This is a genomic window from Aeromonas sp. 30P (assembly GCF_051919805.1).
GTDB classification, from domain to species: Bacteria; Pseudomonadota; Gammaproteobacteria; order Enterobacterales; family Aeromonadaceae; genus Aeromonas; species Aeromonas veronii.
On the sequence record NZ_JBQBEA010000001.1, the window covers coordinates 1,933,705 to 1,946,113 of the forward strand.

At 54.3% G+C, this 12,409-nt stretch carries 7 protein-coding genes and 1 pseudogene; 4 read left to right on the forward strand and 4 right to left on the reverse strand.

Annotated elements, in window-relative coordinates:
* The first annotated feature begins 34 nt into the window (after positions 1–34).
* Positions 35–2,317 carry a formate C-acetyltransferase gene (gene pflB / locus ACTG2B_RS08980; protein ID WP_005352571.1) on the forward strand — a complete coding sequence of 761 codons (2,283 nt, stop codon included), beginning with the start codon at positions 35–37 and terminating at the stop codon, positions 2,315–2,317.
* Positions 2,318–2,720: 403 nt separating this feature from the next.
* Here pflB and ACTG2B_RS08985 read toward each other — a convergent pair whose 3' ends face one another.
* Together ACTG2B_RS08985 and ACTG2B_RS08990 are read right to left on the reverse strand one after the other, a co-directional pair.
* Positions 2,721–3,155 (reverse strand): YcgN family cysteine cluster protein, encoded by a 435-nt coding sequence (locus tag ACTG2B_RS08985; RefSeq protein WP_005361134.1) that lies wholly within the window; start codon positions 3,153–3,155, stop codon positions 2,721–2,723.
* Positions 3,156–3,567: 412 nt separating this feature from the next.
* Positions 3,568–4,053: a hypothetical protein gene (locus ACTG2B_RS08990; protein WP_064335890.1), complete on the reverse strand. Its 486-nt coding sequence runs from the start codon at positions 4,051–4,053 to the stop codon at positions 3,568–3,570.
* Positions 4,054–4,283: 230 nt separating this feature from the next.
* Between ACTG2B_RS08990 and ACTG2B_RS08995 the strand changes: the two genes are divergently transcribed.
* Both ACTG2B_RS08995 and ACTG2B_RS09000 read left to right on the forward strand, forming a co-directional pair.
* The gene (locus tag ACTG2B_RS08995; RefSeq protein ID WP_005333612.1) at positions 4,284–4,481 is read left to right on the forward strand and encodes a DUF4250 domain-containing protein; all 198 of its coding nucleotides are present in this window, start codon (positions 4,284–4,286) and stop codon (positions 4,479–4,481) included.
* 375 nt (positions 4,482–4,856) lie between these two features.
* Entirely contained in the window at positions 4,857–7,331 is a 2,475-nt protein-coding gene (locus ACTG2B_RS09000) for a glycogen/starch/alpha-glucan phosphorylase (protein ID WP_439995549.1), read from the forward strand.
* A gap of 63 nt (positions 7,332–7,394) precedes the next feature.
* Here the strand turns inward: ACTG2B_RS09000 and ACTG2B_RS09005 are convergent, their stop codons facing one another.
* Complete coding sequence (locus ACTG2B_RS09005; RefSeq protein ID WP_005333606.1) at positions 7,395–8,777, reverse strand: SLC13 family permease; 1,383 nt, start codon at positions 8,775–8,777, stop codon at positions 7,395–7,397.
* Between the two features lie 161 nt (positions 8,778–8,938).
* Entirely contained in the window at positions 8,939–9,373 is a 435-nt protein-coding gene (trxC, locus tag ACTG2B_RS09010) for a thioredoxin TrxC (protein WP_069555989.1), read from the reverse strand.
* Between the two features lie 186 nt (positions 9,374–9,559).
* Here trxC and ACTG2B_RS09015 point away from each other — a divergent pair.
* Positions 9,560–12,363 (forward strand): annotated as a pseudogene (locus tag ACTG2B_RS09015) (response regulator).
* The last annotated feature ends 46 nt before the right edge of the window (positions 12,364–12,409 follow it).

Consider the following 12,409-nt stretch of genomic DNA (forward strand, 5'->3'; position numbering starts at 1 on the left):
GATACTACATCAATACCGTGTGAGGTAATGAAAAATGGCAGAACTTAACGAACAGTTCCAAAAAGCATGGGAAGGCTTCGCGGCCGGTGAATGGCAGACCTCTGTCAACACCCGTGACTTCATCCAGAAGAACTACACCCCGTATGAAGGTGACGAGTCCTTCCTGGCTGGCGCGACCGAAGCGACCACCAAGCTGTGGGACAAGGTCATGGAAGGGATCAAAATCGAGAACCGCACTCATGCGCCGGTTGATTTTGATACTGACCTGCCCTCCACCATTACCGCACACGATGCCGGTTATATCGATCAGAGCCTGGAGCAGATCGTTGGTCTGCAGACTGACAAGCCGCTGAAGCGCGCCATCATCGCCAACGGCGGTATCAAGATGGTTAAAACTTCTTGCGAAGTGTACGGTCGTCAACTGGACCCGATGGTCGAAAAGATCTTCACCGAATACCGCAAGACTCACAACCAGGGCGTGTTTGACGTTTACACCAAAGACATCCTGAACTGCCGTAAGTCTGGTGTTATCACCGGTCTGCCGGATGCCTACGGCCGTGGCCGTATCATCGGTGACTACCGTCGTGTTGCTCTGTACGGTGTTGACTTCCTGATGGCCGACAAACTGGCCCAGTTCAAGTCCCTGCAAGCTGACCTGGAAAACGGCGTCAACCTGGAAGCCACCATCCGTCTGCGCGAAGAGATCTCCGAGCAGCACCGTGCCCTGGCACAGATGAAGGTGATGGCGGCCAAGTACGGTTGCGATATCTCCGTACCGGCCAAGAACGCTAAAGAAGCCGTACAGTGGACCTACTTCGCCTACCTGGCGGCAGTCAAGTCCCAGAACGGTGCAGCCATGTCCTTCGGTCGTACCTCCAGCTTCCTGGATATCTACATCGAGCGTGACCTGCAAAAAGGCCTGATCACCGAGCAAGAAGCCCAGGAGCTGATGGACCACATGGTCATGAAGCTGCGTATGGTTCGCTTCCTGCGTACTCCGGAATACGATTCACTGTTCTCCGGCGACCCGATGTGGGCGACCGAGACCCTGGCTGGTATGGGCGTTGACGGCCGTACTCTGGTCACCAAGAACAGCTTCCGTATGCTGAACACCCTGTACACCATGGGCCCGTCCCCTGAGCCGAACCTGACCATCCTGTGGTCCGAGAAGCTGCCGGTCGGTTTCAAAAAGTACTGTGCCAAGGTATCCATCGAAACCTCTTCCGTTCAGTACGAGAACGACGATCTGATGCGTCCGGATTTCAACAACGATGACTACGCCATCGCTTGCTGTGTATCCCCGATGATCGTTGGTAAGCAGATGCAGTTCTTCGGTGCTCGTGCCAACCTGGCCAAAACCATGCTGTATGCAATCAACGGTGGTATGGACGAGAAGCTCAAGATCCAGGTCGGTCCGAAAACCGAGATGGTCAAGTCCGAGTACCTCGACTACAACGATGTAATGGATCGTCTGGACCACTTCATGGATTGGCTGGCCAAGCAATACGTTGCTGCGCTGAACATCATCCACTACATGCACGACAAGTACAGCTACGAAGCCTCTCTGATGGCGCTGCACGACCGTGACGTATATCGCACCATGGCGTGTGGTATCGCTGGTCTGTCCGTAGCCGCTGACTCCCTGTCTGCCATCAAGTACGCCAAGGTCAAGCCGATTCGTGACGAAGATGGCGTTGCCATCGACTTCGAAATCGAAGGCGAATACCCGCAGTTCGGTAACAACGACGCTCGCGTCGATGATATCGCCTGTGACCTGGTTGAGCGCTTCATGAAGAAGATTCAGAAGCTGAACACCTACCGTGGTGCTGTTGCTACCCAGTCTGTTCTGACCATCACCTCCAACGTGGTATATGGCAAGAAGACCGGTAACACCCCGGATGGCCGTCGTGCTGGTGCTCCGTTCGGCCCGGGTGCAAACCCGATGCACGGTCGTGACCAGAAAGGTGCTGTTGCTTCCCTGACTTCCGTAGCCAAGCTGCCGTTCGCTTACGCTAAAGATGGTATCTCCTATACCTTCTCCATCGTTCCGAACGCACTGGGTAAAGATATGGAAGCCCAGAAAGCCAACCTGGCTGGCCTGATGGACGGTTACTTCCACCACGAATCCAACGTAGAGGGTGGTCAGCACCTGAACGTTAACGTGATGAACCGTGAAATGCTGCTGGACGCCATGGAAAACCCGGAGAAATATCCGCAGTTGACCATCCGCGTATCCGGTTATGCCGTTCGCTTCAACTCTTTGACCAAAGAGCAACAGCAAGACGTCATCACCCGTACCTTCACTGCTTCTCTGTAATCGAGACATAGTGAGCAAAAACCGGCGCCAAGGCGCCGGTTTTTTTATGCGTGCGATTTAGGGGGAGTAATCATCCCCTGTGAATCGCCCCCAGTTCCATCGCAACCACAACAGTTGTTACTGGGTATTTGAAGAGGATTAAGGGGTGAACAGAGGCGCCATCGCGGGTATCAAGCAATACCCATAAGCCTGTGACTATGGAATCATTCTCTGCCTCTGCCTCTGCCTCTGCCTCTGCCTCTGCCTCTGCCTCTGCCTTTCCATATGCAGCTGGGAGGTCTCAGGTTTAGCCAGCCAGATATGTGTGTGGCTTAAGCCAACCAAACTACAAACCCTGCTTGCAGAAATAAAAGGGCTGCACATTGTGCAGCCCTTGCCTCTGGAGAATAGCGGGTTGAGCGTGTCAGCTGGCCCAGGTGATGATGTGATCGATCCATTCACCCGCCTGATCCTCGTGAATGACTTTGCCACGGACGGATTGACCAGCCTGATGCATCGCGGAACGACTGCCGGTCAGCAGAGGATGCCACTCTGGAAGAGCGTCACCTTCAGACAGCAGGCGATATGCGCAGGTTGAGGGGAGCCAGTCATATTCGGTGATCTTGTCATGGGTGATCTGCAGACAGTCAGGCTCTTTTTTGAAACGATTGGCGTAATCAGAGCACTGACAGGTCTTGGTGTTAAGCAAATTGCAGGCGACATTGGTGAAAACCAGTTCGTCGGTATCTTCATCGATCAGCTTGTTGAGGCAGCATTTTCCGCAACCATCGCAGAGGGATTCCCATTCGGATTCAGTCATCTGCTGCAGACTCTTGGTCTGCCAAAAGGGGGCTTGCATCATACCGCTCACTTATTACACCTGATAAAACGCGTGGTTATACCCCTTGTTACCCTGTATTTCAAGGAGAGGGTCACCCCGGTGGACAAATTGTCGTGATCAGCTCAAATGAATGCAATGACTTTCAGCCTCATCATATTGCTCAAACGGGTTCGCTGGTAGGCAGGAAGTCCCGCAGGTTTGAATACTTGGGCTGCATGATTGTCCAGTTCAGGTTTTATTTTCTGCTTCTTTATCCGTTGCATCTTTTGATGTTTGTCTGCTTGCAGCAAGCAGGGTCAAATGATCTCCGATGCCTACCGTCAGGCTGTTGCAAGCTTGTCTTTCAAATAAAGCCGCTGGTCACATATTGTTTGCGACCTTCTGTCACTGCGACCCGCGGGAGAGCCTGCGTAGGCGTTCGTTTTTTGTCTTAATGATTGAGATAGATATCTTGTTCTGAATAGGCCAGCAGAGGTGTGCCGAGGTTAGTCCGTTTCGCGCCAAAGAAGCGGGTGAGTACGCCAGATTGCTGTCCCAGTCGCTGCAGCTTGACGTGATCCAGCTCGATCTGCTCGGGTAGCCAGGTAAATACGGCGGCGCAGTGACCATTGCCCAGACTGCGCTCCAGGGTTTGCTGCCAGTTCTTGATTTTGGGGCTATGTACCACCAGCACTCTCTTGGGATCGATACCTCGCTCTTCCAGACGGCTGACTGTGGGGCGTCCCGGCGGGGCGATCAACAAGATCCAGCCGGTATGAGCCTCCCCAAGCTTTGTCAGCTCGCTCAGAAACTGATCATCAGACTGGATAGTCACACCATAATGAGCCAACTCCGCTTTGCAGGCGGTTCTGGTTGGCCAGGGCTTGCTCATGACACGATTCATCGCAAAGGGCAGTGAGTGCAGGGGCTGGTTCATATATGGGGTTCCTGTATGAATATCCAAGCTGTATGCGCATACAGTAGTTCTATCCTGTGGCAGTGACAAGGTGTTTTTGCTGAAAAATGTGATGGTGTTGGCATGTGTCGTTAGTAAGGTTATGTTTTTAAACACTATTTAATATAAATCTGGTTGGGTGTTTTTCGTACTATGGACAAACCTTGCGTAACCGCCCATGGTTATACAGGTCATTTACAGGAGGTGCCGCCATGGATATCAGTACCTTGCAACGTCTTGATGCCAACATCTTGCTGGGCATCATCAATGAGAAGCTAAGGCTTGAATGTGACGGGTTGGAGGAGTTGCTGGCCTATTACGATATGAGTGAAGAGCAGTTGGCAGGGCGTCTGGATCAGATTGGGTACCATTACGATCCATTGAGCAATCAGTTCAAAGCACATCTTTAAGGATGCAATGATTGCTTCATATTTATACGGTAATTTTTCAGGCACATTGAAACCGGTTTCAATGTGCCGTCTTGCTGCCTATTTTCAGGGATTTTCAAGGCTTGGCAATCTCTGAAAACCTATTCATGCCAGAATATTTTTATTGTTTCATTAAGCTTATGATAATAAAGGGAATGTTTGTTTTTATGCGATCAATTAAAGGAAAGGGTTTTCAAGCTTTTCAGGCTGTTTTTATCGGTTAAAGTGTGACTTGCGTTAACTTTTAATTCTGCCGCTTTAGTTAGTATTCTCACGCCGGTACATATTTTGAGATAACAACAGCGCCGGTCCCGCAAGCGGGATAACAATTTTATTTGTAACGAAGGAATATGGTTTATGGCTACCAAGAAGAAGACAGACCAGGATCTCCAACTGGATAAAGATCAGCTCAAGGCGAGTATCGTGCGTCACCTGCGTTCTACCTTGGGAACAAGCGAACAGAAAGCCTCTCCCGAAGCGTGGTGGAAAGCCACAGCTGCGGCTGTCAATGAACAGGTGTACGAGCGCCTGACCCGCACTCAGCAGACTCATTTCAAGAAAGATACTCGTGCGATTCACTATCTCTCTGCTGAATTCCTGATGGGACGATTGACTTCCAACAACCTGCACAACCTCTCCCTCTACAAGACTTGCGAAGAGGCGCTGGGCGAACTCGGTCTGGAACTGACCGACCTGTGCGAACAAGAGCCGGACATGGCACTTGGCAACGGCGGCCTGGGTCGTCTGGCTGCCTGCTTTATCGACTCGCTGGCCACTCTGAACTATCCGGCGGTTGGCTATGGTATCCACTACGAACACGGTCTGTTCCGTCAGGAAATCCAGGATGGCCGCCAGATTGAGCGTCCGGACTCTTGGCGTGAATATGGCAACCCCTGGGAGATCTGCCGTCCCGAGTCGGTGCAAGAAGTGCCGCTCTATGGCTACGTCGAGACCGTGTTTGGTGACAATGGCGGCCTGAAGAAGGTATGGCACGCCGGTCGCAAGATTAAAGGGGTGCCTTGGGATATTCCGGTGGTCGGTTTTGGCGGTCACACCGTCAACATCCTGCGTTTGTGGGAATCCCGCGCCTCCGAGTTTTTCGACTGGGACGTGTTCAACGCCGGTGGTTACATCGACTCCCAGGCTGAGAAAGCCCAGGCCGAGACCATCTCCAAGGTGCTGTATCCGAACGATGAGACCGATGCAGGTAAAGAGCTGCGTCTGATCCAGCAGTACTTCTTCTGTGCTTGCTCCATCAAGGACATCATGCGCCGCTACAAGCGGGTCCATGGCAGTGACTTCAGCAACTTTGCCGCGCAAATTGCCATTCAGCTCAACGATACTCACCCGACTGTCGCCATCCCGGAACTGATGCGGGTGCTAGTTGACGAGGAAGATCTGAACTGGGATGCCGCTTGGGCTATCTGCTATCAGGTATTCTCTTACACCAACCACACTCTGCTGCCGGAAGCGCTGGAGAAGTGGTCGGTCAGCCTGTTCGAGAAAGTACTGCCTCGCCATCTGGAGGTGATTTACGAGATCAACGCCCGCTTCCTGAACGAGTTGGTGGAGCCCAAGTGGCCGGGCAACGATGCTATCAAAGCCAAGCTCTCCATCATCGAAGAGGGAGATGTGCGCAAGGTTCGCATGGGCAACCTGTGCGTGATCGGTTCTTCCAAAGTGAACGGTGTGGCCGAGATCCACTCCAAGCTGGTGAAGGAAGATCTCTTCCCCGAGTATGCCGAGCTGTGGCCGGAAAAAATGTGCAACGTGACCAACGGGGTGACCCCGCGTCGCTGGCTGCTGGCGTGCAATCCGGAACTGGCTGGCCTCTACAACGAAGTAGTGGGCAAGGAGTGGCCGCTGCAACTGGACAAACTGCGTGGCGTGGTGAAGTTTGCCGACGACAAGGCGTTCCAGCAGCAGTTCACGACCATCAAGCGTCACAACAAAGAGAAGCTGGTCAAGGTCATCAAAGACGAAACCGGTATCGATGTCAGTGCCGAGGCGATCTTTGACGTTCAGATCAAGCGTCTGCACGAGTACAAGCGCCAGCAACTGAACCTCATTCACATCATGGCACTCTATCGTCGTCTGCTGGCCAACCCGGACTATGACATGCATCCGCGCGTGTTTATCTTCGGCTCCAAAGCGGCGCCCGGTTACAAGCTGGCCAAAGACATCATCTATGCCATCAACAAGCTGGCGGATCGGGTCAATAACGATGCTCGTATCCAGGGCAAGCTGAAAGTGGTGTTCATGCCGAACTACCGCGTGAGTCTGGCCGAGAAGCTGATCCCGGCAGCAGATGTCTCCGAGCAGATCTCCACTGCAGGTTATGAAGCATCCGGTACCGGCAACATGAAGATGGCACTCAACGGTGCAATCACCATCGGGACGCTGGATGGAGCCAACATCGAGATCGCTGAAGAGGCGGGTGCCGAAAACTGTGCCATCTTCGGTCTGAACGTGGACGAAGTGAAGTCGCTGAAGGCGCGCGGTTACAACCCGTATGACTTCTACTATGCCAACTCCGAGCTCAAAGCCGTGCTGGACTGGTTTGATACCGACTACTTCACGCCTGGTCGTCCGGGTGAGCTGGCCTCAATCAAGCGCTCCTTGCTGGAAGGGGGAGACCCTTACCTGACCCTAGCGGACTTCCAGTCCTACTCGGATGCACACAAGCTGATCGATACCTGGTATCGGGATCCGGCTCTGTGGGCGAAGAAGGCCATCATCAACTCCGCCACCATGGGCAAGTTCAACTCCGACCGCTCTATTCAGGACTATGTGGATCGGATCTGGGATCTGAAGGCCTGCAACATCGGCTAATCAGATTCATAAATGAGAAAACCCCCGCAATGCGGGGGTTTTTGTTTACTGGGGGTAGGTTGATCAGAGGATATCGCCAACGAAGTAGGCCAGCAGGGCGAGCAACACGGTAAAGACCACGTTCAGAGCCATACCGGCTTTCATCATCTCCCTCTGGCGAATGTGGCCACTGGCAAAGACGATGGCATTGGGCGGCGTGGCGACCGGCAGCATAAAGGCACAGGAGGCACCGATAGCGATCAACACCGACATCACCACAGGTGATACACCCAGTGCCTCGGCGACACCGGCAAACAGGGGAACCAACAGTGCGGCGGTGGCGGTGTTGGAGACCAGTTCGGTCAGGAATACCACGAAGGCGGCCAGCATAAGCAACACGACAAAAATGTTGGCGTTGGAGAGCACGGCCGACAGATGGCTGGCCAGGAATGCGCTGGTACCAGTGGCCTTGAGAATGGCGCTCAGGGTCAGACCGCCGCCAAACAGCATCAGCACGCCCCAGTCGGTGTTCTGGTTGACGTCATCCCAGCTGGCGACACGGCTGACCACGATGGCCACGATGGCGCCCATGGCAATCAGGGTGTCGAGTTGCGGAATACCGCCAAAGGCGTTGGAGATGGGTTGTGAGCCGATCCAGAGCACAACGGTGGTCAGGAAGATTGCCAGCGTCACTTTACGCTCGCGGGTCCAGTTGATGGTGACATCCTGGATCTCGACGCGGTGGCTGAGACGCGGGCGGGTTACCAGATAGAGCAGGGCAATGCCGCAGGGCATCAGGATCAGCACGACTGGAACACCGAATTTCATCCAGTCAGTGAAGCCAATCCCCATCTGCGCGGCTGCGATGGCGTTGGGTGGGCTACCCACCAGGGTACCGATGCCGCCGATACTGGCGCTGTAGGCGATCCCCAGCAATACGAAGACGAAGGTGGCGCGCTCTTTTTTGCTATCGAGGCGTGCCAGCATACCGATCGCCAGTGGCAGCATCATGGCGGTGGTAGCGGTGTTGCTGATCCACATCGACATGGCGGCTGTGATGGTAAAGAGCAGGATGACGCCCCAACCCAGATGACCATTGGCCAGGTGCATCACCTTGCCTGCCATCAGGGTATCCAGTCCCTGTTTTGAGAGGGCTGCCGCGAGGGCGAAACCGCCAAAAAAGAGGAACAGGATCGGGTTGGCAAAATCGGTGAGGGATTTGCTCATGTCAAACACCCCTAGCACGGTAGCCAGCAGGGGTACCAGCAGCGCGGTGATGGTAACGTGCAGCGCTTCGGTCAGCCAGAGGATGGCAATAAAGACCAGAATGCCTAGCCCCTTGTTGACCATGGGGTCAAACGGGAGCCAGGCGAGCATGGCACAAAGTAGCAAAACATCCAGGATGACGATCCCTGATTTGATGTCCAGCCAGCGAGATGGAGCAGAGGGTACAGCTGATGTGTGCATAATGTTCTCTCGGTTAATTTATGGTTGTTTTTGTGTTGCCGAGATTACATCCATTCACTTGTTTGAAACAGACTCACATGTTGAAAATCAGCCTCTACTCACATACTCATTGATAAAAATGAGGAAATGAACACATAAATAAAACATGTGCGAAATATAAATCAAACATCCATGAACTGTTCCAGCCACTGCTTGAACATGTTCTTGGGCAAGGATCCATTTATCTGGTTCACCAGTTTGCCCTGTTTGAAGACCATCAGGGTGGGGATGCTGCGAATGGCGTAACGGGCGGCAATGGTGCTCTGCTGCTCGGTATCGACTTTGACAAAGCGCATCCGTGGTTCGAGTTCATGGGCAACCTCATGAAATACAGGAGCAAACTGCTGGCAGGGGCCGCACCAGCTGGCCCAGAAATCGACCACGACCGGGATATCTGAGTTGATCAGGGTATCGAAGTTATCCGCCTTCCCGAGGCAAGGGGTCTGGCTGAACAGGAGGGCTTTGCAGCGCCCGCATTTGGCAGATGTATCGATATGGGTAACGGGCAGGCGGTTCCTGGTAAAGCAGTGGCTACAATAAGTAGTGATAAATGACATAATTGGTTCCTTCTAAATCAGCTCTGGCCGGGGATATGATGAGAAGCCAGAATGAAGCAATCGCGAAACAATAGCGAAATATCAGAGCAATAACGGTAACACAGTGCCCAGCGGGAGTGGATAATTCCCCAGGGTTCATTGCCTAACCGGATAATTCAGCGACCACCAGATGAGAGTCGAGACGGGATGAATAAAGGATCACGGAAAAACCGTGCTGTGCCAGGGCTGATTGTTGCCCTGCTGCTTGCCTTTTCGGGCTACTGCTGGCAGTCGCTCCGTCAGCAGCAGCAGGCCCACAACCTGAACGAAGCGGCCGAGGTGGTGCTGAACCGGATCAACGCCGATACCGTCTATCTGCTTGGGCGGGAGCAGGCCAATGACAGCAATGTTCAGCAGCGCCTGAACCAGTTATCCATCACCCTTGACGGTTTTGTACGGGAAGTCAGAAGCGATCCCGAGCTGGTGCAAGACGATCTCTCCCAAGCACTGCTTGAAGACATGGACACCTATCTGATGGCGCTGGCCAAGCTTCATGCCATTGAGATGTCTATCGAGTATCTCAATGCGCCCCTGCAGGCCCAGATTAAAAAGGTGCGGGGGATAAGCCCGTCAGACAGTGCGCTTCATCGCGATCTGGAGGAGCTTGCGCAACTGAGTAGCTATTTACAGCGCAGTTGGGACAAACGTGAACAGACTTCGCTGAACCAGTTGCAGAAGCAGTTGCAATCCCGTTATGGCAACTTGCCGGAGATCGCTACCCTGATCCGCCTGAGCAAGGAGATGAGCCAGCAGGTGATTGCCTATCACACCTTGCGTTACCAGCTCATCGACATGCATGTGATCGAGAGTCTGGTGCGCTGGAAACTCGACAAGCTGGAGCGCGCCTCCTCTTTGATGAACCGCTTCTATCTGATGGTGTTGTGCGGGGCCTTGATCTGCTTTGCGCTGGTGGCTTTCACTCTGTGGCGCCGCAACCAGAAGCTGAGCGAGTTGTCGCGCCAGACCGGCTTGCTGGCCCAGGCCAAAAGCGATTTTCTGGCCAACATGAGCCACGAGATCCGCACCCCCATGAATGCCATCATAGGTTTTAGCTCGCTGGCACTGCAGACTGAACTGGATCAACAACAGCGGGACTATCTGGGCAAGATCAAATCCTCATCCGATACCCTGCTGCTGCTGATCAACGACATCCTTGATTTGACCAAGGTGGAGTCAGGCAAGCTGACGTTGGAGGAGATCGACTTCGATCTCAGCGAGCAGCTCGATTCGCTGGCGGGCATGTTTGCCGATCTGGCGGAGCGCAAACACGTGGAAGTGGTTATTCGCAAGTCACCGGAGGTGCCGGTCTTCTTGCGTGGGGATCCCTTGCGATTGGGACAAGTGCTGGTCAATCTGGTGAACAACGCCATCAAGTTTACCGAACGCGGTGAAGTCGAAGTCTGCATCGAGCTGGCCAATCCTCACCCAATGCGGATCCGCTTCAGTGTGCGCGATACCGGCATCGGCATTGCCGAAGAGAAGCAGACCCAACTGTTTCAGGCGTTTACCCAGCTGGAGGCGGGCAATACCCGAAAATATGGCGGCTCGGGTCTTGGGCTCAACATCTCCCAGCGGCTGGTGGAGCTGATGGGGGGGCGGATCACCGTAGAGAGCAAGCCTGGCGTCGGCTCTCTGTTCAAGTTCGATATTCCGATGGCGCAGGCGGTCTACGGCGTCGCTGGACGGAAAGTCTTCTTCGAAAACCAGCCGCTGGTGATGGTGATGGATGACAACGAACTGGTGCTGGATCTGGCCCGGACATTCTAACTCGGGCGGGAGTGCGAGTGCTGCCGGTTAACTCCCTTTCCCGCGCCCGTCAGCTGCTCCGTGAAGAGGGACCGAATCTGCGGTTGGCGATCCTCGACTGGCGCATGGGTCAGGAGGACGGGCTCGATCTGGCGCTGGAGATGTATCAGCACAGCCAGTGGCGGCGGATCCCCATCCTGATGATCAGTGCCTGGGCCAGAGAGGGGCTACACGCCAGGATGGACAGCATGGGGCTGACTCATTTTCTGCCCAAACCGATGACCGAAAATGCCCTGCTGGCCAAGGTGGACGAACTGCTCAACGGCAGCTCCTACGAGCTCAACCTGCGCAAGGCCGAGGCACAGGGGGATCAGCAACACTTCAAATCTCTGTTGCAGGGTACCCGAGTGCTGTTGGCGGAAGACAACCGGGTCAATCAGCAGCTCATCATCGAATATCTGCGGCGCGTCGATGCGGTAGTGTGTGTGGTCAGCAATGGTCGGGAGGCGGTGGAGCGGGTCGCCGAGCAGCCTTTTGACGTGATCCTGATGGATTTGCAGATGCCGGTGCTGGACGGACTCGATGCCACCCGCCAGATCCGCAAGATGGTCGACAAACACGATGTGCCCATCATTGCCCTCACCGCCAGCGCCATGCCCGGTGACAAGGAGCGTTGCCTGGGGGTGGGGATGAATGGCTATGTCACCAAGCCGGTGAGCAAGCTGGATCTCTACAACAACCTGCTGCAGTGGGTAAAGCCGCAAGGGGTGGAGCAGGCGGGGATCATGGAGGTGAAACCGCCGGATATGATCGGGATCCTCGATCTGCAGGATGCACTCAAGCGGCTGGAGCAGGACAAGGAGGCGTTGCAGATCCTGTTCAAGCTGTTCATGTCGGAGCACAAGGACGATCTGTGGGAGATCCGCTCCGCTCTGCGCCGTCAGCAACCCGAGGTGGCCAGCAAGCTGCTGCACACCCTCAAGGGGGTGTCGGCCAATATCTCGGCGGCCCGTCTGCAATTGGTGGCTGGCGAGCTGGAGTGGCGCCTGCGGCAAAACGAGGTGCTAAGCGAGACGGATCTGGAGCAGTTGCAACAGGTGTTCAGCCAGACCCGGGAAGAGGTGTCACACTTCCTGTTGACCGGTGAGCAGCATGAAAATTCGTATAATCCCTATTCATCAGGGGATGATCGCATGTCACAGTGAATTAAATAGTAATTATTCTCAACCACTCCGGTTCGGGATATGATGA

Excerpts from the sequence above, each read along its gene's own strand:
- pflB (WP_005352571.1), top strand. The coding sequence starts at position 35 with ATGGCAGAACTTAACGAACAGTTCCAAAAAGCATGGGAAGGCTTCGCG.
- ACTG2B_RS08985 (WP_005361134.1), bottom strand. The coding sequence starts at position 3,155 with ATGCAAGCCCCCTTTTGGCAGACCAAGAGTCTGCAGCAGATGACTGAA.
- ACTG2B_RS08990 (WP_064335890.1), bottom strand. The coding sequence starts at position 4,053 with ATGAACCAGCCCCTGCACTCACTGCCCTTTGCGATGAATCGTGTCATG.
- ACTG2B_RS08995 (WP_005333612.1), top strand. The coding sequence starts at position 4,284 with ATGGATATCAGTACCTTGCAACGTCTTGATGCCAACATCTTGCTGGGC.
- ACTG2B_RS09000 (WP_439995549.1), top strand. The coding sequence starts at position 4,857 with ATGGCTACCAAGAAGAAGACAGACCAGGATCTCCAACTGGATAAAGAT.
- ACTG2B_RS09005 (WP_005333606.1), bottom strand. The coding sequence starts at position 8,777 with ATGCACACATCAGCTGTACCCTCTGCTCCATCTCGCTGGCTGGACATC.
- trxC (WP_069555989.1), bottom strand. The coding sequence starts at position 9,373 with ATGTCATTTATCACTACTTATTGTAGCCACTGCTTTACCAGGAACCGC.